Annotated in this window: 27 protein-coding genes; 16 read left to right on the forward strand and 11 right to left on the reverse strand. The window is 62.3% G+C overall.

Features of this window, described 5'->3' with window-relative positions; genetic code table 11:
• Positions 1-2: 2 nt before the first annotated feature.
• The gene (locus QM716_RS06380; protein WP_283303239.1) at positions 3-1,457 is read left to right on the forward strand and encodes an MFS transporter; all 1,455 of its coding nucleotides are present in this window, start codon (positions 3-5) and stop codon (positions 1,455-1,457) included.
• On the opposite strand, the gene QM716_RS06385 is transcribed toward QM716_RS06380, so the two are convergent.
• The 6 genes from QM716_RS06385 to QM716_RS06410 form a co-directional block, all read right to left on the reverse strand.
• Entirely contained in the window at positions 1,454-2,662 is a 1,209-nt protein-coding gene (locus QM716_RS06385) for an MFS transporter (RefSeq protein WP_283303241.1), read from the reverse strand. The genes QM716_RS06380 and QM716_RS06385 overlap by 4 nt on opposite strands.
• A gap of 190 nt (positions 2,663-2,852) precedes the next feature.
• Positions 2,853-4,247 carry an ATP-binding protein gene (locus tag QM716_RS06390; RefSeq protein WP_283303243.1) on the reverse strand — a complete coding sequence of 465 codons (1,395 nt, stop codon included), beginning with the start codon at positions 4,245-4,247 and terminating at the stop codon, positions 2,853-2,855.
• Complete coding sequence (locus tag QM716_RS06395) at positions 4,244-4,942, reverse strand: response regulator transcription factor (protein WP_283303245.1); 699 nt, start codon at positions 4,940-4,942, stop codon at positions 4,244-4,246. Before QM716_RS06395 ends, QM716_RS06390 begins: the two co-directional genes overlap by 4 nt.
• A gap of 76 nt (positions 4,943-5,018) precedes the next feature.
• On the reverse strand, positions 5,019-5,660 hold the full coding sequence (locus QM716_RS06400) for a phosphatase PAP2 family protein (RefSeq protein ID WP_283303247.1): 642 nt from the start codon (positions 5,658-5,660) through the stop codon (positions 5,019-5,021).
• 2 nt (positions 5,661-5,662) lie between these two features.
• Positions 5,663-6,247 (reverse strand): M15 family metallopeptidase, encoded by a 585-nt coding sequence (locus tag QM716_RS06405; protein ID WP_283303249.1) that lies wholly within the window; start codon positions 6,245-6,247, stop codon positions 5,663-5,665.
• Between the two features lie 110 nt (positions 6,248-6,357).
• Positions 6,358-7,035: a winged helix-turn-helix transcriptional regulator gene (locus tag QM716_RS06410; protein WP_283303251.1), complete on the reverse strand. Its 678-nt coding sequence runs from the start codon at positions 7,033-7,035 to the stop codon at positions 6,358-6,360.
• A gap of 135 nt (positions 7,036-7,170) precedes the next feature.
• Between QM716_RS06410 and QM716_RS06415 the strand changes: the two genes are divergently transcribed.
• A complete protein-coding gene (locus QM716_RS06415; protein WP_283303252.1) occupies positions 7,171-8,007 on the forward strand; it encodes a class I SAM-dependent methyltransferase in 837 nt (278 codons plus the stop codon).
• Positions 8,007-9,395, forward strand: coding sequence for an FAD-binding oxidoreductase (locus QM716_RS06420; protein WP_283303254.1), 1,389 nt, complete (start codon positions 8,007-8,009; stop codon positions 9,393-9,395). The genes QM716_RS06415 and QM716_RS06420 overlap by 1 nt, the downstream gene beginning before the upstream one ends.
• 27 nt (positions 9,396-9,422) lie before the next feature.
• Here the strand turns inward: QM716_RS06420 and QM716_RS06425 are convergent, their stop codons facing one another.
• Entirely contained in the window at positions 9,423-10,622 is a 1,200-nt protein-coding gene (locus QM716_RS06425) for a serine/threonine-protein kinase (protein ID WP_283303256.1), read from the reverse strand.
• A 227-nt stretch (positions 10,623-10,849) separates the two neighbouring features.
• Between QM716_RS06425 and imuA' the strand changes: the two genes are divergently transcribed.
• The 7 genes from imuA' to QM716_RS06460 all read left to right on the forward strand — a co-directional run bounded on the left by imuA' (position 10,850) and on the right by QM716_RS06460 (position 18,179).
• On the forward strand, positions 10,850-11,740 hold the full coding sequence (gene imuA', locus QM716_RS06430) for a DnaE2-dependent mutagenesis accessory factor ImuA' (RefSeq protein WP_283303258.1): 891 nt from the start codon (positions 10,850-10,852) through the stop codon (positions 11,738-11,740).
• Positions 11,737-13,290: a DNA polymerase Y family protein gene (locus QM716_RS06435; RefSeq protein ID WP_283303260.1), complete on the forward strand. Its 1,554-nt coding sequence runs from the start codon at positions 11,737-11,739 to the stop codon at positions 13,288-13,290. The genes imuA' and QM716_RS06435 overlap by 4 nt, the downstream gene beginning before the upstream one ends.
• Positions 13,291-13,455: 165 nt before the next feature.
• Positions 13,456-14,301, forward strand: coding sequence for an alpha/beta hydrolase (locus tag QM716_RS06440; RefSeq protein ID WP_283303261.1), 846 nt, complete (start codon positions 13,456-13,458; stop codon positions 14,299-14,301).
• Positions 14,288-15,043 (forward strand): alpha/beta fold hydrolase, encoded by a 756-nt coding sequence (locus QM716_RS06445; protein WP_283303263.1) that lies wholly within the window; start codon positions 14,288-14,290, stop codon positions 15,041-15,043. Before QM716_RS06440 ends, QM716_RS06445 begins: the two co-directional genes overlap by 14 nt.
• A gap of 67 nt (positions 15,044-15,110) precedes the next feature.
• Positions 15,111-15,452, forward strand: a complete 342-nt coding sequence (locus QM716_RS06450; RefSeq protein WP_283303264.1) for a DUF6292 family protein — start codon at positions 15,111-15,113, stop codon at positions 15,450-15,452.
• Positions 15,453-15,497: 45 nt separating this feature from the next.
• A complete protein-coding gene (locus QM716_RS06455; RefSeq protein WP_349307345.1) occupies positions 15,498-17,135 on the forward strand; it encodes a sulfatase family protein in 1,638 nt (545 codons plus the stop codon).
• Positions 17,136-17,222: 87 nt separating this feature from the next.
• On the forward strand, positions 17,223-18,179 hold the full coding sequence (locus tag QM716_RS06460; RefSeq protein ID WP_283303268.1) for a R2-like ligand-binding oxidase: 957 nt from the start codon (positions 17,223-17,225) through the stop codon (positions 18,177-18,179).
• Between the two features lie 9 nt (positions 18,180-18,188).
• On the opposite strand, the gene QM716_RS06465 is transcribed toward QM716_RS06460, so the two are convergent.
• The gene (locus QM716_RS06465) at positions 18,189-18,827 is read right to left on the reverse strand and encodes an HD domain-containing protein (protein ID WP_283303270.1); all 639 of its coding nucleotides are present in this window, start codon (positions 18,825-18,827) and stop codon (positions 18,189-18,191) included.
• Between the two features lie 126 nt (positions 18,828-18,953).
• Here QM716_RS06465 and QM716_RS06470 point away from each other — a divergent pair, with 126 nt between their 5' ends.
• Entirely contained in the window at positions 18,954-19,910 is a 957-nt protein-coding gene (locus tag QM716_RS06470) for a GlxA family transcriptional regulator (RefSeq protein ID WP_283303272.1), read from the forward strand.
• Here QM716_RS06470 and QM716_RS06475 read toward each other — a convergent pair.
• Positions 19,895-20,740, reverse strand: coding sequence for an alpha/beta hydrolase (locus tag QM716_RS06475; RefSeq protein WP_283303274.1), 846 nt, complete (start codon positions 20,738-20,740; stop codon positions 19,895-19,897). The two genes, QM716_RS06470 and QM716_RS06475, sit on opposite strands and share 16 nt — an antisense overlap.
• A 128-nt stretch (positions 20,741-20,868) precedes the next feature.
• Between QM716_RS06475 and QM716_RS06480 the strand changes: the two genes are divergently transcribed.
• The 3 genes from QM716_RS06480 to QM716_RS06490 are packed head-to-tail and all read left to right on the forward strand — an operon-like array spanning position 20,869 to position 22,903.
• Positions 20,869-21,372, forward strand: a complete 504-nt coding sequence (locus QM716_RS06480) for a hypothetical protein (protein WP_283303276.1) — start codon at positions 20,869-20,871, stop codon at positions 21,370-21,372.
• A gap of 9 nt (positions 21,373-21,381) precedes the next feature.
• Positions 21,382-21,954, forward strand: a complete 573-nt coding sequence (locus QM716_RS06485) for a YdeI/OmpD-associated family protein (RefSeq protein ID WP_283303277.1) — start codon at positions 21,382-21,384, stop codon at positions 21,952-21,954.
• A 58-nt stretch (positions 21,955-22,012) separates the two neighbouring features.
• Entirely contained in the window at positions 22,013-22,903 is an 891-nt protein-coding gene (locus QM716_RS06490; protein ID WP_283303279.1) for a ferredoxin family protein, read from the forward strand.
• Between the two features lie 54 nt (positions 22,904-22,957).
• Here QM716_RS06490 and QM716_RS06495 read toward each other — a convergent pair whose 3' ends face one another.
• Positions 22,958-23,941: a hypothetical protein gene (locus QM716_RS06495; protein ID WP_283303281.1), complete on the reverse strand. Its 984-nt coding sequence runs from the start codon at positions 23,939-23,941 to the stop codon at positions 22,958-22,960.
• An 85-nt stretch (positions 23,942-24,026) separates the two neighbouring features.
• Here QM716_RS06495 and QM716_RS06500 point away from each other — a divergent pair, with 85 nt between their 5' ends.
• The gene (locus tag QM716_RS06500; protein ID WP_283303283.1) at positions 24,027-24,608 is read left to right on the forward strand and encodes a GNAT family N-acetyltransferase; all 582 of its coding nucleotides are present in this window, start codon (positions 24,027-24,029) and stop codon (positions 24,606-24,608) included.
• A gap of 13 nt (positions 24,609-24,621) precedes the next feature.
• Here QM716_RS06500 and QM716_RS06505 read toward each other — a convergent pair whose 3' ends face one another.
• Entirely contained in the window at positions 24,622-25,236 is a 615-nt protein-coding gene (locus QM716_RS06505) for an NAD(P)H-dependent oxidoreductase (RefSeq protein ID WP_283303285.1), read from the reverse strand.
• 77 nt (positions 25,237-25,313) lie between these two features.
• Here QM716_RS06505 and QM716_RS06510 point away from each other — a divergent pair, with 77 nt between their 5' ends.
• On the forward strand, positions 25,314-25,889 hold the full coding sequence (locus QM716_RS06510; RefSeq protein ID WP_283303287.1) for a TetR/AcrR family transcriptional regulator: 576 nt from the start codon (positions 25,314-25,316) through the stop codon (positions 25,887-25,889).
• Positions 25,890-25,922: the final 33 nt, after the last annotated feature.

Here is a 25,922-nt window from a genome sequence, read left to right on the forward strand (position 1 = left end):
CGATGACGGAACCACTGGCGCTCGCGTCGAGGCGTGGGCGTTGGGTTGTCGCCGCTACCGTTCTCGGCTCCAGCATGGCTCTCCTCGACGGCACCGTCGTCAACATTGCTCTGCCGCATATCGGTGAAGAATTAGGTTCCGGTGTCGCCGGACTGCAGTGGACGCTCAGCGGATACACCTTGGCATTGGCGTCGCTGATACTGCTCGGGGGAGCCCTCGGAGATCGTTGGGGTCGGCGACGGGTATTCGTGTGGGGGACGGTCTGGTTCGCGGTCGCGTCGTTGCTCTGCGGAATTGCACCTGACATCACGTTTCTGGTGATTGCACGGATCCTGCAGGGCGTGGGCGCGGCGCTGTTGACGCCTGGCAGCCTTGCCATCATCTCCGCGTCACTTCGTGAAGAGGACCGCGGCGCAGCTATCGGATTGTGGTCGGGTTTAGGTGGTGTTGCCGGCGCCATCGGACCGCTTTTCGGTGGTTGGCTGGTGGAAGTGGCGGGATGGCGGTCGGTGTTCCTCCTCAACATTCCGCTGGCGATCGTCGTGGTGTGGGCAGCGGTGCGCCACGTGCCGGAGAGCTGGGATCCGAATCCACCCGAGCATCTGGATGTGGTCGGATCCGTCTGCGCAGTAGTCGGTCTCGGCGCCCTGACGTACGGGCTGATCGAGGTCAACCCGATAGTCGGGCTGATCGGAGTGATCGCTCTGTGCCTGTTCGTCGTGGTGGAACGACGCTCACCAAGCGCCCTGGTGCCGCCGTCGCTGTTCCGCTCGAGGATGTTCGTCGCAGCCAATCTGGTGACACTTGCGGTCTATGCGGCGCTGGGCGGTGTGTTCTTCCTGCTCGTGCTGCAACTGCAATTGGTTGCCGGGTACTCGCCGGTGGCAGCCGGTGTCGCAACCGTGCCGATCACCTTGGCGCTCTTGCTGTTGTCGTCGAGGGCGGGAAGTTACGCCCAGACCCACGGACCGCGATTGCCGATGACGGTCGGCCCGGCCGTTGCCGCGGTGGGGTTGGTGCTGATGACACGTATCGGCCCGGAAGCGTCGTACCTGACCGTCGTGTTGCCGGGAGTTCTGGTGTTCGGGCTCGGCCTGGCGGTGATGGTGGCGCCGTTGACCGCCGCGGTGCTCGGCTCGGTGCCGGTGGAGCAGTCGGGAATCGCGTCCGGTGTGAACAATGCCGTTGCCCGCACGAGCCAACTTCTTGCCGTTGCGGCCTTGCCTGCGCTCGTGGGTATCGACGCCGAGAGCCTGGTCGATCCGACGAGTTTCTCCGACGGTTTCCGGTACGCGATGTACATCTGTGTGGCGCTGCTGTTGGTCGGTGCGGTGATCGCCGCAACGCTGATCCGTACTCCGACAGTAGAGCCAGTTCAGGAAGCAGATTCGGTTGCCTGCAAGCCGCATTGCGATCTGACGGGACCTGCAGTGCAACCGAATCCGATGAGGGACTAGACGCTGATGTCGCGATCTCGGCTGGGCACCAAGGGGATTGCCGCGGCTGGAAACGTTGCGACTATCGCGAAGGCGAGCGGGTAGCCGACCGCGCCGATCAGCGCACCCACCACCGGGCCCACTGCTGACGCAGCGATGAACTGCCCGGTGTTCTGTGCGCCCAACGCTTTTCCTTGCCATTTCGGCCCGGCAGCCTCGGCGACGGATGTGAACGCCAACCCGTTGTCGGCGACGCTGACGGTGGTTGCCAACAGCAGGATCAATGCCGGAACACCCCACGGCGCTGCGTCGGCTGCTGCCATTGCCAACATGACCGCAGATGCAGAAACCGCTACCAACCGCAGCGGGCCCACTCTGCTTCCGGCGTGATCACTCCAGATGCCGACAACGATGCGTCCGAGCGCGCCCACGAACTGAGAGATGCCGATCAGGAGACCCGCGGGCGCAGCGTCCCATCCTTGCTCGCTGATCAGCCAGACCAGACCGAACGTCGAGAGGGTGAACTGCGGAAACACCAGCAGTGCCGAGACGACGTGGATGCGCCAGAGGAACCAGTTCGAGCGATAGGGATTTACCGTTTCGGCCGGGATATCTGTGGGCCGCGCCGCCGGTCGCGGGGGATTGATCAATGCGACGGCGCAGATCAGGGCGAGAACGCCGTTGAGAGCTACCGACAGCCCGACGGCCGAACCGATTCCGACGTTCGCCGCGAGAGTCGGGATGGTCAGCGACGCAATGGTCACGCCCAGGGGCTGTGACATCTGCCGGATTCCCATGGCGAGGCCGCGCCGATCCTTGGGAAACCAGCCGACCACAACACGTCCGCTGGCAGCGTTGGTGCTCGCCGCAGCCATTCCGCCCAGCAGAAATGCGATCCCGAGGAGGGTGTAGTTGTCGGTGGTGGTCGCGGCCAGCGCGGCGATCGCCGTCAGGCCGAGCCCGATGGAGATGACCCATTTCTCGCCGAATCTGTCAGCCATCGCTCCCCACGCCACCAGCGTGAGAACCATGCCGAAAGTGGGTGCAGCGGCCAGGGTTCCGGCCTGCGTCAACGAGAGGCCGTGCTCGGAATGCAGCAGTGGGATCAGGAAGGCTGGGGTGCTGACGAAGACGGTGCCTGCTGCCTGGGCTGCGACGCCGATTCCGAGCATCGTCCATGCCTTCGGGGAGACTGCCGTCTTGTCCAACCGCGACGCCTGCGTCATGGTGCCCTCCGATTTCTGCGCTGTTCGACGATGCCCAGGCTACGCGCGCAGTTTCACATGTTGAAACCACAATCCCACTATTTGGTCGGATGCGGACGATGTTGGGTTGCGACGTGCCCACCCCTTTTCGAGCGAACGGTACGACGATCGCCTTGGGTGCGCTGAAAGGTACGTTCGCTCGGGAAGGGGGTCAGCGACGGGGCAGGCGAACCGTGAAGACCGTGCGGCCATCCACCTGGTCGACGCCGATGGTGCCGCCGTGCAAGTGCACGTTCTCGACGGCGAGGGAGAGTCCGAGTCCGCTGCCCTCGCTGCGTCCGCGAGCGGTGTCGACCTTGTAGAACCGCCGAAAGATCGCCTGCCGATCTTCCGGTGAGATGCCGGGGCCGTGGTCGACGACGGTGATGACGGAGAAACCGGGTTCGACGCTCAACTCGACGCGAACCGGGGGCGCTCCGTGGCGCAGTGCATTACCGACGAGGTTGGCGACGACTATGTCGATTCGACGCGAATCGACTCTGGCACTGACATTTTCAAGTGCGCGGAGTTCGACGGTTTCGATCCAACCGCGGCTCTCGAGTGTGCGCTCGGTCAATTCGACGAGGTCGACGTCGTCGAGGACGAGGTGCGCTTGCTGAGAGTCGTGGCGAGACATTTCGATGAGGTCTTCGACCAGTCGAGTGAGCTTGCCGATCTCACTGCTCACGATGCGAGCGGCAGCAGCGGTGTCGGGCGGAAGATTGGGGATCTCTTCACGGAGAATTTCGCTGACCGGAACCAATGCGGCCAGCGGCGTTCGAAGCTCGTGGGAGACGTCGGCGACAAACCTTCTCGACTGCTCTTCCGATTCTTCCAGACCTCGGATGACCGCTTCGTTGCGAGCGACCATGTTGTTGAACGTTGTTGTGACCTGGGCGAGTTCGGCTACTCCGTCTTCGGGGAGCCGGACGCTCAGGTCACCGTCGGCGGCACGTGCGGCGGCTTCGTCCAGGCGTTTGAGCGGACGGACAAGCGTCGACGCGATCCATAGCCCGAGCAGACCGCTCACCAACACGCCCGCGGCGAGGGTGAGGCCGACAGCACGAAGTAGATCGTCGAACTTGTCCTGTACTCCTACCAGCGGCCGGATGGTGACGGCTTTGACCAGTGTCTCGTTGTCGTAGCTGTCGTCTGCGCTCATGTCCACGACATTGACGGACATTCCCAACATGATGCGCTGGGAGTCGAGTCTCTCGAAGCGGATCAGTTTGGGACTGTCCAAACCGTCGTCGAAGCTGGGTGGGATCGTTGCCGCATCTACTGATCCTTGACGGATGACTTCGCCGTCGACGATCAGCGTCATGTCGGACTGGAAGATCTGTTGGAGGTTGTCAGGTGTCAACCCGTCTACCGGCGTTCCGTTGCTGTACTGCAGTTCGTCGCGAAATTGTGCCGTTGCCACGTCCTGAGCGTTGGAATAGATCCACGACCGCGCCATGAACGAGACGACGCCTGCGGTTGCCCCGGCGATGATCACGACGATTGCGATGAACACGAGCACGAGCCTGGTCCGCAGACCGTCGACCTGAAGCCAGGTCGGTCTCATCGGGCTGGGCTGGTGTTGAAGCGATACCCGAACCCGCGCACCGTTTCGATGACGGTCGGTGCGGCTGGGTCGTCCTCGATCTTTCCGCGCAGTCGCTGCACTGCTGCATCGACGATTCGTGAGTCGCCCAGGTATTCCTGGTCCCAGGCGGCGGACAACAACTGCCTGCGGCTGAGAACCTGTCCGGGGTTCTCGGTCAGCGCCAGTATCAGTCGGAGTTCGGTCGGAGTCAGGGTCAGCAGCGTCCCGGCCTTGCGGACCTGCAATGACGACCGATCCAATTCCAGGTCGCCGAACGTCTCTGCGCCCGGCGCCACATCTGGACGCGTAGTTGCGGGTACCGAGCGCCGTACGACGGCTTTGATCCGAGCGTCGAGGACGCGCGGACTGGCAGGTTTGACGACGTAGTCGTCGGCGCCGGCTTCCAGACCGGCAACGGTGTCGATGTCGTCGGATCGAGCGGTCAGAATGATGATCGGGATCGAACTGCGGGTGCGGATACGTCGACAGATCTCGTAACCGTCGGCTCCCGGCAGCCCGAGGTCGAGTAGGACGAGGTCCGTGGCGCCCAGGGCGTCGTCGAAATCACCGTTACCGTCGGGGCGATGGCAGACGTTGTGCCCGAGTCGGTTCAGTCCCAACGTGATTGCCTCGGCCACGGCCGGATCGTCTTCTATGAAAAGAATGCTCACCATGAGCTCACCTTGGACTCGCCATGATCAGGGGCCTTCTGCGGTCGGAGGAATCTCGGTCAGCCAAGGGTACAGGGGGTCACACTCGCGAGAGTCGCTCGTTGCCTGAGTCTGCCAGCACCGCATACCGTGCGACGCTGGTGTTCAACGGAAATGCCGACACAGCGAGGGTGTAGCAGCCGACGAGCAGTAGCGCACCGATCACGTCACTCGGCCGGTGCCATTGCAGCACGACGACAGAGATAGCGGTTCCGATGGTGATCAGCGCGCCGTTGACCGCAACGACTGCCCGCCACCTCGAGGGCATGACGATCACGATCGCGCAGACCAGAGCAGCGATGGCCGTCAAAGTGCCGCTGGGGAAGGAATTGTGCATCACCAGACCGTTCAGGTCCGGTCGATCCAACGATTGTTTGAGAACCCAGGCCGTCGTGATGGGACCGAGGGTCACGACGAAGACGCGTAAAGCTAGCGCAATCGGGTTGTTGCGCAATGTGATCATGAGCGCCACGAGCACTCCTCCCACTATCAGTATCGGGGTGACGAGGCCGATGAACTCGGCGGAGAACACGCTGAGGCGTTCGGAGGTGGCCGCAACCACCATGAGTTGTTGGTCGACGATCTGACCACCGGTAGTGTTGACCGCCAATTCGAATTCGATGACTCCGAGAATCAAGAGTGCCAGTGCGGCAACCAATCTCGCTGGTTTGACTCGTGTCATGATCAGCCTTCTGCTCTCTCGTCCGAAGGGGTACTCAGTTGTGGCGGGCATTCCCCACCGGGAGTGGTTGCCAATTCGAAATGCCACATCTCGTTGGCGTAGGTCTGGCAGAGGCCGTAATCGCTGCCGTGCTGTATGAGCCAGTCGTCGGCGTCTGTGGGTCCGACGTCGACGGCCTGTCCGCTGACATGCTTCGACAGGCTCGGGGAGTGCACCCACTTGGACGCTTCGTCCACGCTGCCGTACTTGACGACGGCTTCGTCGAACAGTCGCTGTTGGTATGCCGCGGACCGCCAACCCGACGTGACGTGCATGTCCACCCCGGATGTCTGTGCGTCGGCGGCTGCCGACTGCAGCGCCGCGAGCAGTGCGGAATCGAGCCGGGCCAGCGCGGGCTCGTGAGTGTCCTGCAAGCTGATGCCGTCCTCGATCTCGCCGCCTGAAGGTCCTGAATCAGGCTGAGTGGCAAGGTAGTTACCGCTCTTGGGCTGTGCTTCTTGTGTGTACGAGCACGCGCTGAGCGTGACCGCAGCGAGCACGACTGCACCGAGTGCGACGAAGCGGATGATTCCGCGGTGGCTGGGCATACAACGGAGACTGCTCGGTCAGTGTCACCGACAGATGGTCACCGTTCGTCGACGGTGTCACGGTCTGCAACAGCTCTGTAACAGGACGGAACGGGGCTGGTGAGCGTGCGCTATGCGGGGCGCGGGATCGATGCGAAAGTCGAGAGTTCGAACCACGAAGGCAAGCTACGACGCAACGCTGTCGGCCCCGAAATGGTGACGTCACCAGACCGTATGGCGTCCGACCAGGTCAGGTTACCGCGCCAGATCTCGGTCATCGGTCGCAAGCCCGCAGAGACCGACACTGCAACGTCGAAACCTGGATCGATATCGCACATGTCCACCTCGCCGGAATTGATGACGAGCCACCAGTTTCGCGAATGTCCACGCACTCCGGAGAACGCGAAGTGCACGACGGTCTTGCCGTCGGGCACCACGGAATGATCCACGCGGCGATGCATGTCCCACAGCAGCAGTTTCGGATCCAGATCCTCGTCGCCCAGTTCACCGATCCACCGGGTGCCCCAGATGCCGAGAGCTTCGACCACAGGACGCAGTTCGCGGCCGGCGTCGGTCAGACGATAGCTGACGACGCAGTCGGTTTCTTCTCGCTCCACGATTCCGGCGACCGCGAGCTGGTGAAGCCGGGTGGAGAGCAGAGTCGGTGACATTCGCGGAAGCCCGCGGCGGAGATCGTTGAAATGCTCGCTTCCCATGATCAGTTCGCGGAGGAGAAGCAGTGTCCACCGCTCGTCGAGCAGCTCCATCGCCTTGGCGACGGGGCAGAACTGGTGGTACGAGGACCCCATCTCTCGATCGTAGGCCTCCGGGGTGCTCCGGTACAGATTTCGTACTGGAGAGGAGCGAACCGTCGTCGTAGCGTCGAAGTAACGGCATCAAGGTTGTTGGGCTCCGAGTACGAAAAATATTGAAGGAGAACGGTAATGAGTGAATCAACGGGAATGCTCGGGCTGGACCGGGAGCTGAAGGCCAAGCACCGGGCAATGTGGGGTCTCGGTAACTATCCGGCGGTAGCGACGCAGGTCATCGCGGAACTCGGACCTGTATTGGTACGTGAATGCGGCGTGCAGAAAGGAGATCGGGTGCTTGACGTCGCCGCGGGATCCGGCAACGCCGCCATTCCGGCTGCTGCGCTGGGTGCGCAAGTGATCGCCACCGACCTGGCTCCCGAACTATTCGTGGCAGGAAAGGAGGCCGCGGCGATCGCGGGTGTCGAACTCGATTGGCGGGAGGCCGATGCCGAGGCTCTTCCCTTCGGCGACAACGAGTTCGACGTGGTGATCTCGTGCGTCGGCGTGATGTTCGCCCCGCATCATCAGCGCGCCGCGGACGAACTTCTGCGAGTATGCCGACCCGGCGGAAAGATCGGAGTGCTGAGTTGGACTCCGACGGGATTCATCGGCGAGATGTTCAAGACGATGAAGCCGTACGCTCCGCCGCCGCCTCCTGGTTCGGAGCCGGCGCCTTTGTGGGGCGACGAGAACCATGTTCGTGATCTGCTCGGCGATGTTGCCACGAGGACAGACGTACTGCGTGTGGGCAGATTCGGCGGGCCAGAAGATTTTCGTGATTTCTTCAAGAAGAACTACGGTCCGACCATCGCGGTGTACCGGAACATCGGCGACGATCCTGACCGAACGCAGGCGCTGGACCGAGATCTGTTCGAGTTGGCGGAAAAGTACGGCAGCGGAAGCGAGCCCTTCGTGATGGAGTGGGAGTACCTGCTGGTCACCGCGACACCCGATGGGGGAGGTGCGTGATGACGACGGTCGAGTTCGCACCACTGAAATCGGCGATCACAGGTTCTGTGTTCGACCCCCGAGATCCGGAGTACGACGACGCCAGATCGATCTGGAACGGGCAGATCGATCATCGTCCGGCGGTGATCGCCCGGTGCCGGTCGGCGTCGGATGTGGCTGTGGCACTTGCATTTGCCAGAGCCCATTCGTTGGAGGTTTCGGTCAGAGGTGGCGGGCATTCCTACCGCGGCACATCGGTGTGTGAAGGCGGTGTGATGATCGATCTCAGTGCGATCAACGTAGTCAGCGTCGCCCCGTCAGCGAAGCGAGCCAGGGTCGGTGGTGGTGCGACGATTGCCGACCTCGACACGGCGACGCAGGAACACGGGTTGGCGGTGACCGGCGGAGTGATCAGTGATACCGGCGTCGGTGGCCTGACGCTCGGTGGTGGCATGGGGTGGTTGACCCGCACGCTCGGCCTGGCGATCGACAATCTGGTGTCGGCGGAGGTGGTGCTCGCCGACGGTTCGATCGTGCGAGCCTCCGAGAACGATCACAGCGACTTGTTCTGGGCACTGCGCGGCGGCGGCGGAAACTTCGGAGTGGTCACCGAATTCGAGTACCGTCTGAGCGAGATCGGTCCGGAAGTGCATCTGGGACTGTTCTTCTGGGGGATGGAGGACGGGCCGGCAGCGCTTCGTCTGTGCCGCGAGGTGGTGCCGGCCCTGCCGGGAAACGCCGGTGCAATGCTTGCGGTCAGTTTGTCCGCGCCGCCGGCACCGTTTGTCCCGGATCAGTTTCACCTGCTTCCCGGATACGCGTTACTGGTAGCCGGTTTCGGATCGGAAGAGGAACACTCGAATGCGATTGCGCCGATTCGAGAGGGGGTGCCGACGCTTTTCGAGTTCGTCACCCCGATTCCGTACACCGGTTTGCAGTCGATGCTCGACGACTCGGAACCGTGGGGTGCGTACGCCTATGAGAAGGCTTTGGACCTGGTGGATTTCTCCGACGACGTGATCGATGTTCTGACCGAACAAGCGGGCAAGAAATCTTCGCCGATGTCCTTCATGCCGATCTTTCCGCTACAGGGAGCTTTCACTTCCATCGGCGAGGACGAGACTGCGTTCGGTGGTTCTCGCACACCACATTACGTGTGCAACATGACGGCGACGGCCACCGATGCCGGAACGCTGGAATTGGACCGATCGTGGGTGCGTGAGACCTGGGAGGCGTTGCGTCCGTTCTCGTCCAATCAAGGCGGGTATGTCAACTTCATGACCGATGTCGACGAGGACCGAGTGCGAGCCTCCTACGGCGCGGTGAAGTATGCGCGATTGTCCGCAGTCAAGGCGAAGTACGACCCGGACAACGTGTTTCACCTCAACGCAAACATTCTGCCTGCGTGAAGCGTGCAGTCGGAGTGTGAACACCGGTCAGACCGTGAACACCAGGATTACGACGATCAATGCGGCCAAGATGATGACGGCAATCATGCCGGTCATGGCGAGGGGAGCCCAGGCCACTACCTTGTCGCGGGTGCTGGCATCGGCGGGTCCGGTCGGTATTCGCGGTGGCCAGGAGAACATGTCCATCGGGCTGGGAACGTTCCGCAGTGGCGTGTTCTGTTGCACTGCAGGAAGTCCGGTGATCGTTGAGCCGGTCAGGCGATTGCGGCGGCGTGGGTCGGCAAGTTGTGTGGTCCGGTGAGCCCAGGCCGGTACGGCGCCCTCGGACGAGTAGACGGGAGCGTCGATCAACTGCTCGATCGTGCCGCCGCCCGTCGCGGCTGCAGCGAGGGCATCGCGTGCCTGAGCCATCGTCGGTCGGCGGGTGGGGTCCGGCTCGAGGAGCTGAAGGAGAACGTCGGTGAGCGGTCCGGACTTGGTGGGTCGGTAGATCTCGGCCTTGGCGACACGATGCAGTAGGGCGATCGCGTCCGAATCGATACCGAAGGGCGGTTGACCCTCGATCACCGTGTAGAGCGTCGACCCGAGTGAGAAGACGTCGCTGGCCTCGGTGGGGTCGTCGCCGCGGGCAACTTCGGGTGCGAAGTACGCGGGAGTGCCGGTGATGACCTCGTCCTGGGTGTCGGACACGTCGCTTTTTGCGCGGGCGATGCCGAAGTCGCTGATCTTGACGGTGCCGAGGGACTTGCCTCGGTCTGCGATCAGGATGTTGCCGGGTTTGATGTCGCGGTGGACGATGCCGGCGGCGTGCGCTTCGGTGAGTGCCGCAGCGATCTGCGCGCCGATCTGTGCGACTTCGAGTGGTGGCAATGCGTCGGCCAGATTCATGGCCTGGGCGAGGCTGCGGGCCGGGAAGTACTCCATGACCAACCAGGGCTCGCCGGACTCGATTGCGACGTCGTACATGGCGATGGAGTGGGGATGGGTGAGCTTTGCGGCGTTCCTCCCCTCGCGCAATGTACGTTCGCGGACCTCTTCGGCCGTTTCGGTGTCGAGGCCTTCCGTGCTTGTGACCTGTTTCACCGCGACGTCGCGGCTGAGGAGGGTATCGCGGGCCAGCCAGACGGCGCCCATCCCTCCGTCGCCGATCTTGGAGCGGAGTCGGTACCGCCCCGCCAGCAGGTATTCGGGCCCGATGCCCCTCCCGGTCTGCTCCTGAGCTGTCACATCTCAAGGTTAATGGATTGATGCCACTGTGACGCTCGAGGCTCCTGTGAACTGGGTTTTTTGCTCTGCTTGACGTGTCGGGGACGACACGGTTTACTGAAAACAGTTCGAAAATATGTTCGAAATTGCTGTTCGTTGGATGCATGTCAAACCCGACTTCCCCGCGGTTTGCCGGCTGGTTATGGATTGCGACCAGTGAGTTTTTTCCGGTGTTCCGGAGGATGGGGATGACCGAGGTGACCGAGTTGGTAGAGCTGTCGGCAGATGCGGCGGGGTTGTCCCGTCAGGATCGGCTGGCACAGCTCCGCCGACAGATCGCGTCCATTCCGTCTCGGGGCGATACGTCGTTCTCCGGACCGAGTGTGTCTGTTACCGGTGTGTCCGCGACCGGTGTTTCCGGGACAGGTGCAGCAGCGTCCGAGAGTGTTGCGGACAGGGGCAGGCCGGTATTGGACCGGGCTCACAAGGCCGGTGTTCTCCCGGTGCCGGAGGGCATCGCCGCATTGTTACCGCAGGGCGGTTTGGTGCGGGGAACCGTGGTGTCCGTCGAGGGCGCGGCATCCTTGCTTGTGGGATTGGTCGCCTCGGTGACGGCGTCCGGAGGGCATGTGGCAGTCATCGGGCAGCCTCGACTGGGATTGCTGGCGGCGTACGAGATGGGTGCGCAACTGGAACGTCTGGCACTCGTTCCGGCGCCTGGGCCGGATCCGGTCGAGATCGCCGCTGTGCTGCTCGACGGTATGGATCTGGTGATTCTGGGATTGGCGGGTGCATCGGTATCCCCGTCGCGTGCGCGGGCGGTAGTGGCACGCGCTCGGAGCAAGGGCTCGACTCTTGTTGTCACCGAAGGTCACTGGGACGGAGCCGAGGTTCGGTTGGACGCTCGGGTCCATGGTTACGGTGGGTTCGGTCAGGGCCGGGAGTTGGGGCGTGGTCGGCTCAGTTCCCTGAGCCTCGCGGTTCGTGCACGGGGGCGCTCGTTCCAGCCCCGGACCACGCGCCTGGACATCTGTAGTGCAGCCGGGCGGGTCGAGTGGGTGCCTTCTCAGCCGGTGGAGGCTGTGTCGGAGCGGGTGGTGTCGGAGCGGGTGGTGTCGTCGCAGGTGGTGTCACTGTGAGCAGAGTTCTGGCGTTGTGGTGTCCGGACTGGCCGGCGGTGGCAGCGGCAGCGCTGGCCGATCTTCCGGCAACGCATCCCGTCGCGGTCACCTCGGGTAATCGGGTGATCGCATGTTCGGCGACGGCCCGCGCGGAGGGAGTTCGCCGAGGCTTGCGACGACGCGAGTCGCAGGCCCGCTGCCCGGAACTGTATGTGGCGACGGCAGATCCGGAACGCGACGCCAGATTGTTCGAGCCGGTGGCCGCGGCCATCGATGCGGTGGCACCGGGCGTCGAGGTACTCCGTCCTGGTTTGTTGGTGCTCAGTGCGCGAGGTGTCAGTCGGTACTTCGGTTCGGAGGAAGCCGCGGCGGAACGATTGGTGGATCAGGCATCTGCTGCGGGCGTCGAGAGCCAGGTGGGTGTGGCGGATCAGCTGTCCACAGCGGTCATTGCCGCGCGCCGGGCAGCGCTGGTGCCGCCGGGGGAGGGAGCACGGTTTCTGGCGCCGCTACCCATGCCGGAGTTGGCGGCCGAGCCCAGCCTCTCTGCGCCGCATCGCGGAGAGTTGGTTGATCTGCTGCGCAGGCTCGGGATCAGGACCATCGGTGCTTTCGCGGATTTACCGGCAGTGGACGTCGCTTCGCGTTTCGGTGCCGATGCGGTGCTCGCGCATCGTGCGGCGCGTGGTGAACCCGAGCGGCCACCGTCGGCGCGGACGCTTCCGCCGGACCTGGAAGTGGAGCAGCATTACGATCCCTCGATCGAGCGGGTGGATGCCGCAGCGTTTGCCGGGCGTGCCTTGGCAAGTCTGCTGCACGACAAGCTGTCCGCCGCCGCGGTGGCGTGTACGCGTCTGTCGATTTCGGCGAGCACGGGTAACGGTGAAAATCTTTCTCGGACTTGGCGTTGCGCCGAACCTCTGACACCGGAGGGAACGGCCGATCGAGTGCGATGGCAACTGGACGGCTGGCTCACCGGGCGCAGTGAGACCCGGCCGACCGCAGGCATAGCAGTGTTGCGTCTGGAACCAGTGGAGGTGGTCAGTGCCGGTGCCTTGCAGTTGGGACTGTGGGGCGGTGTCGGCGACGAGGAGGAGCGAGCCAGGCGAGCATTGGTGCGCGTGCAAGGTCTTCTGGGCGGCGAATCGGTTCAGGTCGGTGTCCTGAGCGGAGGTCGAGGGCCCTCGGAACGAATTACCTTGTTGCCCTTGGGTGACGAGCGGGTAGCTGCCCATGATCCGACAGCCCCGTGGCCTGGTCGTCTGCCGCAGCCGTCTCCAGGCTCGATCTTCGTCGACAATCCCAAGGTATGGCTGGGGGATGTGGCCGGCAACGCCGTGTACGTCACCGAGCGCGGAGTCTTCAGTTCGCAGCCGGGAAGGCTGAAGTGGGGGAGCAAGGAATGGGCAGTGCGGGGATGGGCCGGGCCCTGGCCGGTGGACGAGCGATGGTGGGACGCAGCCTCGGCGCGCACGGCGGCGCGGGCTCAGGTTCTGCTGGAGGAATCGCGGGCGCTGCTGATGATCTGTGAAGGCGGTGGATGGTCGGTGGAGGGTGTGTACGAATGAGTTCACAGGTACAGCCAGCTGTACCGGACACGGTCGAGTCGGCTGTACGGACAGTAGGGGCGCTGGCGCCATCGTACTGACGCCGTCGGGCACCTAGCGTTGATGACATTCAAAAACTCACTGTTGCAATGATTCTCGTCGTTGCAACTCTTCGCGAGGAGTGTCATGAAAACGGCGGGCCGATCTGACGTTTCCGGAACCGATCGACTTCACTACCAGCCGACGGAGCTACGCGACGCACAACTTCTGGCGTACGACGAAGCCGGCGAAGGCCGGATCGTGGAGGTGTTCGGGGACGTCGCCACAGCTGAGCACATCGTGATCTTCGTGCCAGGCAACGACAACGGCCTGGGAAACTACTTCGACGAGAACCGTCCGACAGGACCGCGAGCGAGCGGATGGACACTGGGAAGGATGCTCCGAACGCTCGGGCCGAACGACCGCGTCGCAGTGATCGTGTGGGTCGGTTACCGGACGCCGTGGGGATTTCTCGAGTCGTTCTCGCGGACCCTTGCAGAACGCGGTGCGATCGATCTGGCGCGATTGACTCGTATTTTGCCGCGTTCGGCGCATGTCACGCTCGTCGGACACAGCTATGGGGCGGTGGTGTGCGGACTCGCCCTCCCGTCGGCACGGGTGGACGATTGTGTGGTGATCGGCAGCCCGGGAATGGGGACCGGTTCGCGCGAAGACCTGTGCTTTGCCGGAAATCTCTGGGCTGCGCTGGGGCCGTCGGACTGGATCCGGTACTTCCCACGCGTGAAGATCGGTCGTCTCGGGCACGGCCCGTCTCCAGTCCGAGCGCAGCACGGAGCCGTTGTTTTCAACACCGGTGCCGTTCGAGGGCATTGCGGATACTTCGCCGATGCAAGCGAGGCGCTGCGCAACATCGCGAGGATCGGGCTGGCTCGCTACGACGAGGTCACGAGACCGGGGGAGTTGCCGCCTCGGCTGACCACGTCAGCAATCCGCGAGGACAGGTCTATCCTGGGAACTCGTGAGTGTCGCTAACGTACGAAGTGCCGGCGGGGTCCAGATCAGCTACCGCGATTCCGGCTCGCATCCCAGTGCGGCCGATCTGCCTGCGGTAGTCCTCGTGCACGGGATGGGCGGCGACAGCGGTACCTGGGACAAGTTCGCGCGGACCCTGCGATCACGCAACCGACGAGTTGTCTCGGTCGATCTTCGCGGCCACGGCCGCAGCGCTCGGGCGTCGTCGTATCTGTTCGACGAGTTCGCAGACGACGTCATGGACGTGTGTGATCATCTCGAACTCGACCAGGTGGATCTGGTCGGCCATTCGCTCGGCGGGCACGCGGCGTCGTTGATCGCTCAGAAACGTCCCACTGTTGTGCGGAAGTTGGTCATCGAGGAAGCGCCGTTGCCACTACGCGCAGGTGACCCGGAACAGGTATTCGCGAGGAAATTGCCGAGTGCGCCAGAACTGTGGCACGCCACAACAAGTTTGGTGCGGCATCCGCGAGCCGCGCTGACGTTCGATCGCTCGATGACGCGGTCCGCGCTCGAGCAGTTCCGCCGACCGGATCCGCAGTGGTGGGATCGCTTGCCGCTCATCGAGGCCGACATGTTGTTCCTGCGTGGAGGTCTGGGCGGGATGGTGGACCCCGTTCGCCTCGACGCTGTTGCAGCCACCGTCGCGCGCTGCGAATTGGTCTCCTTCCGCACCGGCCACAGCGTCCACCGCGACGGTCATCGCCAATTCGAATCCGTTGTGTTGCCGTTCATTTCCTGAAAGTGGAATATCCGATCAGTTCCGGGAAGAACCCATCCACAACGCGTGCGGCACCGAATGTACTTCCATGCACACCAACGGCAACGACTGGTCCGCGCACGAATACGTCGACGCGGTAGCACGATCCGTTCACGGTGAGACAGTTCGATGGCCGCAGGGTCCGAGCATGGATGCGGTGATCGTTCTCCCCGTTCATGCCCGAAACCATCCGGGGAAAAACGCAGTTCTGCTCTGGAATCATGACTTCGGTTGGTCGTGGGGCGTCGAGGAGGCTGATGTGCGACGGACGATTTCGATAGTCGACACTCTCGGCATCGGCCGGACACCCGATCCGCTGCGCTGTGCGGATCGGGTAATCGAGCTGATCAGCGCTCAGGAAGTTTGCTCGAGTATGTGTAGCGAACACTGATTCGGTCAACTCTGGGGCGACAACGCCTCCGAGAGGACGATGCCCGTGAATCCAGAGAACGTTCCAGTCTCGCATTGTCATTCATTGCCGCGCCGGACGTTCCTCGGTGGTGTCGGTGCTCTTGTCCTCGCCGGAGTGGCAGACGTCGCAACCGGCGCGGTGAGCGCGGCGCCGGCACAAGCAGCGCCCGCCGATCGGTTTCCACAGAAACCCAACATCGTTGTCATCATCACCGATCAGGAACGCCGGCCGATGTACTGGCCGCAAGGCTGGGCTGATCAGAATCTGCCCAACCGCAAGAGGATTGCCGATCACGGGCTGACGTTCGACCAGGCGGTGTGCAATACCGCGATGTGCTCGCCGAGTCGCAGTACGTTCTTCACCGGCCTCTACCCCGCGCAGCACGGGGTCACAAGAACGCTCACCGAAGGCGGCACTGTTTCACCCACCGAGCCACAGTTGCAGGTCTCCGAACAGAACATGGCAAAGCTGCTGGCGTCGGCCGGCTACAACGTCCAGTACCGGGGGAAATGGCATCTGAGCAAAGGCGTCGACGGCGGTGATCCGACAAGCGAGGACGTGGCGGGATTCGGCTTCGAAGGGTGGATTCCGCCGGACGCGGGCCAGGACACCAATCCGGATCATTTCGGCGGCGGGTGCGCAGACCACGACCGCCGTGTTGCCGAGGAGGCAGTCGATTTTCTCTCCGGACCGGCAGTCACGTCCGGACAGCCCTGGGCGCTGATCGTCTCGTTCGTGAACCCGCACGATGTCCTCGCGTACCCCCAGACCTGGAATGCGATGAACGGAACGTGCGACAACTACGGATCGGACGCACCAGGCGCCTTCGAGCAAGGAATCGACCTGCCGCCCACCTTCGACGAGATCCTGGCGCTCAATCACAAACCGACAGCACAGGTTCAGTCGGAATTGCTGCTCGCAGCCGGGCTCGGGCCGCTGCTCGGACCCGATCAGGCGCGCAACTACATCAACTTCTACGCCTACATGCACAAGGTTGTGGACGAACACATCGGCAGCGTGCTCGACGCGATCGAGGCCACTCCACAGATGCTCGACGACACGGTGATCGTTCGCATGTCCGACCACGGGGAGATGGGGATGAGCCACGGAGGTTTGCGGCAGAAGGTGTTCAACGCCTACGAGGAAACGCTGCGCGTTCCACTGGTCATCAGCAACCCCTTGCTGTTTCCCGAGCCCGTTCGCACCGACGCCCTGGCGTCGTTGATCGACGTGATGCCCACGCTCGCCACTCTCGCCCAAGCGCCCGCGCGTGAATCGTGGAACTTCTTGGGCACCGATCTGACACCGGTCGTCGTCGACGCCGCCGCCTACCCGCAAAGTCCCAGCGCACAGGTTCAGGACACGATTCTGTTCACCTACGACGATCAGAACTGTGCGACGCCCGACGGTCAGAACATCGTCACGCAGCCCAATCACATCCGGTGCATACGTGAGAGTCGATGGAAGTACACGATGTACTTCGATCCGGCGGGAGTTGCTGCGCCGCAATACGAACTCTACGACTTACAAGCCGACCCCTTGGAACTGAACAATCTAGCCAATCCGCTCAATATCGGCTCGTATCGCCCGGATCTGGCGGCTCAGATGAACGCCAAGCTCTTCGCAGTGATGGAAACCAAGGGCGTTTCTCTGATGGAATAGATCGAATTTCGCCAAAACTGATTCACGTTTCAGTTCTGCGGGCATGCTGTTGGGGCATCTGTCTTCGGTTCGGGAAGAAGGAATGTCATGACTGTCACCTCGCCGGGGCGAGAAGGTTTCAGTACTCTTCGGTCGGGAGGGTTGAACTGGGATTCGTTCCCACTCCGATTGTTCACCAAGGGAAATGCCAAATTCTGGAACCCAACCGACCTCGATTTTTCCCAGGACGCCCGCGACTGGCAGGAGTTGAGCAGCGAGCAGCAGCGCAGCGCAACCTTCCTGTGCGCGCAGTTCATTGCCGGTGAAGAAGCCGTCACCGAAGACATTCAACCGTTCATGAAAGCGATGTCGACCGAGGGCAGGTTCGGCGACGAGATGTACTTGACGCAGTTCTGTTTCGAGGAAGCCAAGCACACCCAGGTCTTTCGGCTGTGGATGGACGAAGTGGGATTGACCAGTGACCTGCATTCCTACGTCGCTGACAATCCGTACTACCGGCAACTGTTCTACGAGGAGTTGCCGTCGTCGCTACGCATTCTCGAGACAGATCCCAGCCCGGTCAACCAGGTGCGTGCCAGCGTCACGTACAACCACGTCATCGAGGGCAGTCTGGCGTTGACGGGCTACTACGCCTGGCAGAAAGTCTGTGCGACGCGCGGAATCCTGCCTGGCATGCAGCAATTGGTGCGAAAGATCGGTGACGACGAACGACGGCACATGGCTTGGGGGACGTTCACCTGCCGAAGGCACGTCGCCGCCGACGATCACAACTGGGACGTCGTCCAGCAGCGGATGGGTGAACTCATGCCCATGGCGCTCGGAATGATCAACTGGGTCAACGATCAATTCGAGGTGCAGCCGTTCGGTTTGGACAATCAGGAGTTCCTCGAGTATGCCGCAGACCGTGCGCAGCGCCGACTTTCGGCGATCGAGTCTGCGCGCGGGCGCGACGTCGCCGAGATCGACCTCGACTATTCGCCGGAGACTCTCGAGGAAAAGTTCGGGGCAGAAGATGCCGCTGCGATGAGTGAGGCGGCCGGCTGAAATCGAGTTCTATTGGGGCCAAGCCGAGTTCTGGATGACCTCGACAAAATCGATGTGCCGAAATCCCGGTACAAAATGTTCGAGCACGTCGCCGTTGACCGTTCCGAACGTGCTCTCGGGGCGGTGCTTGAAACCGTCGGTGAAGGCCTTCAAGATCTGATTCTTGAAATCCGGGCGGGGGTGGGCAGCGGTGACGGCGTCGATGTCGGCCTGGTCGAGTTCGCTGTATCCGATTCCGAGTACATCGGTCTCCACACCCGCTGTCACCAAGGCGATTTCGGGTTCCAATCGAGAGGGAACCTCGGGCGTCGTATGTAGCGCGATGCCTTCCCACACTTTGCGGATGTCGGTTTCGTCGACTCCGTAGCCGGTGAGGAATCGCCGCGCTTCGTCGGCGCTGTCCAATTCGAATCGTGCCGTACTGTCTCGGAATTTCTCGGTGAGCCCCAGGTCGTGGAACATGGCGCCGACGTAGAGCAATTCGGGGTCGGCGTGCAGTCCCAGACGCGCTCCCTGCAGCGATCCGAAGAGGAAGACGCGTCGCGAGTGGTGAAACAGTAACTCGGACGACGTATCTCGAACGAGTTCGGTGGCGTCGGCAGCCATCTTCGAATCGGGGATTTTCACACCGGCAATGATCGTGGTCATCGGTACCTGCTCTGCTTGTCGCTGCTGCGAATTTCTCGGTCTATCCCAGTGTCGGTCGAGCACGTACGCGGGCGCACCCTGATCTCGGCCATACTGTCCACAGATCAGGACGAAAGAGAGCGCATCGTGACCGCAGTGCATCGAGTTGCCGTTCTGGTGTTCGACGGCGTCAAACTGCTCGACGTCGCAGGTCCGAGTGAGGTGTTCGCAGAAGCCAATCGTGGCGGAGCGAACTACGAGTTGGTGATCTGCTCGGTGGGTGGACACGATGTCGACTCGTCGACCGGGATGCGCATTCCGGTCGACTGTGACGTCGCAGATTCCGGTTCCTTCGAGACGTTGCTTGTCATGGGTGGCGACGTGTTCCCGTCCACGCCGGTGAGTCCGGAACTGCGCGAGGCAGCAAGTGACCTGGCGGGGCGTTCGGGTCGGGTTGCCTCGATCTGTACCGGGACTTTCATCCTTGCGGCGAGTGGACTGCTCGACGGACGCCGCGCAACGACGCATTGGCAACACACGGCAACGCTGGCGCGCGCCTATCCGCAGATCACGGTAGTTCCCGACGCAATTTTCATCGAGGACGGCACGGTGTTCTCGTCTGCGGGTGTGACCGCCGGGATCGACCTCGCGCTCGCATTGCTCGAGCGAGATCATGGTGCAGAAATGGCCCGACGCGTCGCGCAGCTTCTGGTGGTATTTCTCCAGCGTCCAGGTGGGCAGTCACAGTTCTCGCCGTCGTTGAGCGGGCCGCGGCCCCGCGTGCCCGCGCTTCGCGCAGTGGTCGATGCGGTGGCGGCCGATCCGGCGGGGGAGTACTCGGTCGACGAACTGGCTGCTCTGGCGCACCTGAGCCCGCGGCATCTGACAAGGCTCTTTCGCGAGGAACTCGGTACGACGCCGGCCAAATACGTCGAGTTGATCCGTTTCGATTCGGCGAAGGCGCTCCTCGATGCCGGCCACTCGGTGACCGAAGCCGCGCAGTTGGCGGGATTCGGCAGTTCGGAATCCCTACGCCGAGCATTTTCGACGCATCTCGGAATTTCGCCGCAGGTATACCGTCGTCGTTTTCAAGCTTTCGGCTGAGACTGACTTTCGTGCTTGCCTTGCGGCGGGCTCATGCCCTGCTTGTCGAGCCAGGCAAGACTGTAGTCCGCGATCTCACGCCAGCCGTGGTCGATGGTCAGAGAATGCCCCCGATCGCCGAAGACCTTGTATTCGTTGACCGTTGGGGCCTTGGCGTACTTCTTGAACGAGCTGTCCGAACTGGCTTTCGGGACTGTGCGATCCTTGCCGCCGCCGATCATCAGAAGTGGTCCACGTTGCGCGTTGAAATCCACTGCAGCGGGGCTGTGAGGCGCGAAGTTGGCGAGTGCTGCCTCGAACAAGGGCCGACCAGGGGCGGGAATCGCATACTGCTCGAACAAGGCGTCGGACTCGTCCTTGGACACGGCGCTGGCAAAGGACTTGTGAAACGACTCTCTGTTGTGTGAGTACGCCTTCCGGTAATTCCCGGGGTTGGACAGGACAGGGAAGACGCTGCCCAGTTGAACGAGGGGAAGTTTCAACACCCCTTTGGGCTGAGCCGGGTCGATGGCGATTGCCGCGGTCGCCAACTTCTGGCCCAGCAGTTTCTGCGCGATCAAACCTCCGAACGAATGCCCCACCACGATCGGTGGTTCGTCGAGATCGGCGATCACCTTGGCGTAGTGATCCGTCACGTCGTCGATGCCGTGTCCCGCGATGTCCTCCGGGTGTTCACGCGTCTCACCCACAGTCGACGCGTCCCCTGGCCACCCCGGCGCCATCGTGGAGTACCCCTGCGCGTTGAAAACCTGCGCCCAGGGATCCCAGGTGGTCGGGTGCATCCAGAGTCCGTGGATGAACAGAACAGTCGGGTTGGACTTGGGTGACATGCGCGCTCCCCGCTATCGGACCGATGATCGATACGGGATGCCCGCTTTCTGCAACCTCATGCACATTTTCGGCGAGCTTTTCCGTCGGGCCGTTCCGTTCTGTTGTGCGAAGATGGCACGATCGTGGAATGGCACCAACCAGATCTGCGAAGGCGATGGCACTGTGGACGACCGCTTTTGTTGTCTCACAAGCGAATATTGCTCGCCTACTCGGGCCGGTGGCTCCCAAAGTATTGGAAGTGCAGACGGCGTTTTCCGCTCGCCGGTACGTCGAGATATTGGACTCCATGGACGCGGAGGCCACGGCGCGATTTCGTAGTCACTACTACCCCGACTTCGTACATCCCGCGATCTACGCGATGGCTTTGCGGTCAGCAGGCAAGCGACTCGGGGAGCGGGTTCCCCTTTCCTCCGCAACTCGGCGCGTCCTTGCCGTAGCACCGGTACTGTCGGCGGCCGGTGACTACGTCGAGAACGTGGTCGGACTTCGTTTCCTCGATCATCGTGACAGCATCACCGACTCGAGGGTTCGCACCGCTTCGACCATCAGTATTGCCAAATGGGTGCTCGCACTCGGAACTCTCGGATATTTGTCGCAAGGTTTTGTCAGAGTATGGGTATCGCGAATGTGAGGAGCACTGATGGCAGTCGAACTCGATACCGAATATTTCGCTGACGGAGAAAAGTTCCGTCGATGGATGTCCGAGAACCACGAGTTGGTCCCCGGCCTTTGGCTGAAAATGGCCAAGAAGACCTCGACGCACAGCTCCATCGACTACGACCAAGCGTTGGACGTTGCCCTGTGCTTCGGCTGGATCGACAGCCTCGCACGGCGAATCGACGACGATTTCTTCGTGCAGAAGTTTTCGCGACGCACCGCGCGGAGTCCGTGGTCAAAACGCAACGTCGAGATCGTCGCCCGCCTCGACGCCGCGGGACTTCTCGAGCCATCCGGCATCGCCGAGATCGAGAAGGCCAAGGCCGACGGTCGCTGGGATCGCGCGTACGAGGGAGCAGCCAAGGCCGAGGTCCCGAAAGACTTTCTCGATGCGCTTGCCGAAAACCCGAAGGCTCGCGAGTTCTACGCGACGCTCAATTCCACCAACCGATTCACCATCGCGTACCGACTGCAGGAGGCAAAGCGTCCGGAGACGCGAGCCAGGCGGATCGAGAAATTCGTCAACCAGCTAGCGGAGGGCAAGAAGTTCTACTGAGCTGCCGCGTCACTGAGCCACAGGGACTTGCGAATCGACACCCAGTGCGGCTGACACAATGGGCCTCGTGATCGAAGCCGAAACCTGTTCCGCGCTGTCTGCTGTCGACGAACCGCTGGCAGGCAGCGCTGCCGTCGTGCGGGGTTGGGTGTGTCTCGAATTCAACGCAGCCTGGGGTCGTGACGTGCTGGACGGAACGGCGTTGGGGGAGGAGCTCGCCGCCGAGCTGAGCCGACGAGCCGACGCAGCGAACGTACGAATCATGTTCGTTCGGCGACCCGGGCGCACCGATCCGATGACTGATGGACACACCGTCCTGCTTGCGCGCTCCGATCCGAGCGACTCATGGTGCGAAAGGATGCACGTCGATTCGCCGATGGACTTACTCGACGTCGATTTCTTCCTGTTGGATGGGCCGTCACCAGGATTGGGCGAGCAAGTGACCGAGCCAGTCGTATTGGTCTGCGCTCACGGCAAGCGCGACCAGTGCTGCGCTGTATTCGGCAGGCCGATTGCCGCAGCGCTGATGTCGTCCTTCGGACCCCACGTGTGGGAGTGTTCGCATACCGGCGGGCACCGATTTGCGCCGTCGATGATCCTGCTGCCGAGCGGCAATACATACGGCCGTCTGTCCGTACGTGAGAGTGTCACGGCCGTGGAGATGGCTTCCCGAGATCAGGTCCATTTGCCAGGCCTGCGTGGACGGAGTTGCTGGTCTCCTGCGGGGCAGGCTTCGGAAATTGCTGTGCGACAACAAATCAGCTGTGGAATCGGCGACTTGGCTGTCATCGAGCAGGCGAGTGACGGGACATGCGTCGTCGCACATGTGGACGGCCGGCGATGGGCGGTGGAGACTGCAGTCTCCGAACTCGCGCCGCGTCCACCGAGTTGCGGCGCGGCGCCCAAGCCGGTCAGGCCGGTTGTCGTCACGGCGATTCGAGATCTGTGATTCCCTCGTCGGTTTTATACGATCAGTCTCGATCAACTCGGGCGTGGGTCAGCGCTACTGCAACAGGAGCGCAATGACTGCGGGCGGTAATTGACGTTGTCCGAGGAGGTTTACACGTTGGCATCCGTCGAGTTCGACTGCGATCCGCGTGCCGCCCGATCCGTCGGGACGAAGTACGTCGATCGAAGCGATGTGATGGGCGATGAGATCGCATGGGCCTGCAGGTGGCGCGGTGGATGCAACCTCCATCAGATCCGTACTCTGCTGGCGTGACAAGCGGATTCGGGACTCGGGCAGCGGCGGTTCGGTGGAATAGCGGCACACCCGTAGTCTGCCGACGTCGGAAATCGGCGTAGTCAAGGGTGTTTCGGTCAGTGGGCGTATGTACGTGTCGTCGTGCTCTGCCATGCGATCCACGTCAGTTTCAGTGGTCGTTTCGAACGGCAGACCGATCGAGTCGGGGCAGATTCCCGCATCATCGGAGGATATGCCGTCGACCAGATGCTGCTCGTGGCTGACCTCATGTAATTGGCTCAGGGCTGCGTATGGTTGCTCTTGCAGGCCACAGGGCTCGGTCGGCCAGGTAGGGCGTATGGCTGCTCCTGCGTCGTCTAGCAGCCACAAACCGGCTGGCGAGAGCTGACGGTATGCGCAACTGGCCTGGACGTTGGCAGTAAATCGACGAGACTGTTCGCGGAATGCATCGTCCACCGCGTGGATGTCCCCCTCGAGGCGTATGGAGTCGATGGTCAACCCACCGTCGGACGTTTCTCCGCGATCGCATCGAACAACGGCAACGGGGCTGAAATCAGGAGGTGGGTAACCACTTCCCTCAGGGCGAAGAGCGATGCTGCTGTCGCGTGCCTCGGGGGCTACGAGCGCGGCGGCGATATCAGGGGCGAGACAGTCCGCCCGATCGACCGCGGTCGCGACCGGTGGAGTGAAAGATTCATAGTCTCGAACGCCGGCCCAAACCAGCGCAACGGCGACGACGCTGACGACGACGATAAGGACCCCAGCTGTGAAACGTCCACTCATACATGCACACTATGTGTTTTTGCGATCGATTCGACGCGATGAGGCGAAGTCTCGATCATTGCGGGTGCGACGTAGCATCGCTGCTATGACTGTCGATTTGGTTGCGCCTGACGAGGCCTTGTGGGTGTCCTGGTTGGAGTCGCGTGACGAGTGGGGCGGACCGCAGGCGGATCAGCCCGGTTCGGCGTTGGGAGTTGCGCAACGTCTAGATCTCGACCTTGCGTCCCGTGATGGATTCGGGCAATGGGTGCAGGAGTTGTTGGCGCAGCCTGAGGCGTTGCCGGGGCCCGATATTGTTCCGGCAACCAACTGGTGGATCGTTCGAGACGGCAGGTATCTCGGTGCTATCCAGTTGCGACACAGTTTGAATGAGTTCTTGGCCGATGTCGGTGGCCATATCGGCTACGGGGTCCGGCCGTCGGAACGCCGGAAAGGTATAGCGTCGACTGCTCTGCGTGAGGTGCTCACGTATGCCGGCGACCCGGTGGGGCTCAGTCGCGTCCTGATTACCTGCGACGAAACGAACGAGGGTTCGCGTAAGGCAATCGAAGGGTGCGGTGGTCTACTCGACAGCGTGCGCCCAGCTGATCAGTTGTCGCGCAACCTCGGTCATACGGGGGATACGCTTCGCTACTGGGCGGCCACGGGCCGCTCAAGCGTCAGTTGACCGTTTTTGACCGTCAACGGGAAGTCACGGTCGCAGGGTAGGCGACACGGGACGCGATGCTTTCGCTGAGGTCTTGGATTTCTGCGGCGAGGACGTCTCGGCTCTTCGTGTCCGACTCGTGAACGAAGGTTGTCGATCCCAGTGTGGCACCGCAATATTCGATGATGCCGCGCTCGATCTGTGTCCGGAAGGCCTCGTACACGCCGTGTCGGTCGAAACTCTCAGCGTCGTCACCTGCGACCGGAATCAGGTGGACGGTGAGTCGGTCCAGTTTCTTCACGAATTCGCTTCCCGGGGTGAATTCGTACGCCCATCCGCTGACGAAGACTCGATCGATCCAACCTTTGAGTAGTGCGGGCATCGACCACCAGTACATCGGAAACACGAGAATCAGATCGTCTGCACGATCGATTCGGTCCTGCTCGGCTACAACATCGGCCGGAGGAGACCCGTTGCCGCGGAACAGGTTCACATCGGCTTCGGAGAATCGGGGATCGAAACTCTCGGCATGTAGGTCCGCGATGTCGACGTCGCCGCCGCGGTCGCGGATCGCGTCGGCGGTAGAACGGGCGACATGCTGGGTAAGCGACTGTGGATCGGAGTGGGAGACTACGACGAGTGTGGTCATGAGCGTTCCTTCGGTAGATGGTGCGCTTATGTACTAAGAGTAGGTTACTATTGGTATATAGCGCAAGGAGGTGTCCGATGGCACGTACGAGACTGTCGCGAGCCGGCAGGTACGAACAGCTCGTGGAGGTGTCGTGGGCATTGGTGCGAGAGGAGGGCGCGGACGCGCTGACCCTTGGTCGGTTGGCTGAACGTGCCGGCGTTGCAAAGCCGGTTGTCTACAGCCATTTCGCCTCCCGCGCCGCGTTGTTGGCAGCCCTCTTCAAGGAATTCGACGATCGTCAGACGGTGATGCTCGAGGAGTATCTCGATGCCGCGGATGAGTCCTTGAGCGGACGCGCGAATGCCATCGCAGACTCCTACGTCGGATGTTCGCTGGCGCAGGGGCGTGAACTGACGGGTGTGCTTGCAGCGCTGGAGGGTTCGCCCGAGCTGGAGCGGGTCAAGCGTGAATCGGAACACGCGTATTCCGAACGCTGTCGGGAGGTGCTGACTTCCTTTGGTGCGGGCGGCGGGCTTGCGCAACCTTCGATGACTGCAATATTCGGTGCTGCAGAGGCACTCTCGCATGCTGCTGTAGCGGGAGCGCTCTCGCCCGACGATGCTCGAAGCGAACTTGCCGCACTGATAGTCGCGGTGGTCGGCCGGACCTGAGGTCACCGGCTATTGCGGGCGGTCGTGATCGAG

It is taken from the genome of Rhodococcus sp. IEGM 1409 (genome assembly GCF_030056735.1).
GTDB lineage: Bacteria > Actinomycetota > Actinomycetes > Mycobacteriales > Mycobacteriaceae > Rhodococcus_F.

Coding starts and splice junctions, on each gene's coding strand:
- QM716_RS06380 (WP_283303239.1), top strand. CDS start 3: ATGACGGAACCACTGGCGCTCGCGTCGAGGCGTGGGCGTTGGGTTGTC.
- QM716_RS06385 (WP_283303241.1), bottom strand. CDS start 2,662: ATGACGCAGGCGTCGCGGTTGGACAAGACGGCAGTCTCCCCGAAGGCA.
- QM716_RS06390 (WP_283303243.1), bottom strand. CDS start 4,247: ATGAGACCGACCTGGCTTCAGGTCGACGGTCTGCGGACCAGGCTCGTG.
- QM716_RS06395 (WP_283303245.1), bottom strand. CDS start 4,942: ATGGTGAGCATTCTTTTCATAGAAGACGATCCGGCCGTGGCCGAGGCA.
- QM716_RS06400 (WP_283303247.1), bottom strand. CDS start 5,660: ATGACACGAGTCAAACCAGCGAGATTGGTTGCCGCACTGGCACTCTTG.
- QM716_RS06405 (WP_283303249.1), bottom strand. CDS start 6,247: ATGCCCAGCCACCGCGGAATCATCCGCTTCGTCGCACTCGGTGCAGTC.
- QM716_RS06410 (WP_283303251.1), bottom strand. CDS start 7,035: ATGGGGTCCTCGTACCACCAGTTCTGCCCCGTCGCCAAGGCGATGGAG.
- QM716_RS06415 (WP_283303252.1), top strand. CDS start 7,171: ATGAGTGAATCAACGGGAATGCTCGGGCTGGACCGGGAGCTGAAGGCC.
- QM716_RS06420 (WP_283303254.1), top strand. CDS start 8,007: ATGACGACGGTCGAGTTCGCACCACTGAAATCGGCGATCACAGGTTCT.
- imuA' (WP_283303258.1), top strand. CDS start 10,850: ATGACCGAGGTGACCGAGTTGGTAGAGCTGTCGGCAGATGCGGCGGGG.
- QM716_RS06440 (WP_283303261.1), top strand. CDS start 13,456: ATGAAAACGGCGGGCCGATCTGACGTTTCCGGAACCGATCGACTTCAC.
- QM716_RS06450 (WP_283303264.1), top strand. CDS start 15,111: ATGCACACCAACGGCAACGACTGGTCCGCGCACGAATACGTCGACGCG.
- QM716_RS06460 (WP_283303268.1), top strand. CDS start 17,223: ATGACTGTCACCTCGCCGGGGCGAGAAGGTTTCAGTACTCTTCGGTCG.
- QM716_RS06465 (WP_283303270.1), bottom strand. CDS start 18,827: ATGACCACGATCATTGCCGGTGTGAAAATCCCCGATTCGAAGATGGCT.
- QM716_RS06475 (WP_283303274.1), bottom strand. CDS start 20,740: ATGTCACCCAAGTCCAACCCGACTGTTCTGTTCATCCACGGACTCTGG.
- QM716_RS06480 (WP_283303276.1), top strand. CDS start 20,869: ATGGCACCAACCAGATCTGCGAAGGCGATGGCACTGTGGACGACCGCT.
- QM716_RS06485 (WP_283303277.1), top strand. CDS start 21,382: ATGGCAGTCGAACTCGATACCGAATATTTCGCTGACGGAGAAAAGTTC.
- QM716_RS06490 (WP_283303279.1), top strand. CDS start 22,013: ATGGGCCTCGTGATCGAAGCCGAAACCTGTTCCGCGCTGTCTGCTGTC.
- QM716_RS06495 (WP_283303281.1), bottom strand. CDS start 23,941: ATGAGTGGACGTTTCACAGCTGGGGTCCTTATCGTCGTCGTCAGCGTC.
- QM716_RS06500 (WP_283303283.1), top strand. CDS start 24,027: ATGACTGTCGATTTGGTTGCGCCTGACGAGGCCTTGTGGGTGTCCTGG.
- QM716_RS06505 (WP_283303285.1), bottom strand. CDS start 25,236: ATGACCACACTCGTCGTAGTCTCCCACTCCGATCCACAGTCGCTTACC.
- QM716_RS06510 (WP_283303287.1), top strand. CDS start 25,314: ATGGCACGTACGAGACTGTCGCGAGCCGGCAGGTACGAACAGCTCGTG.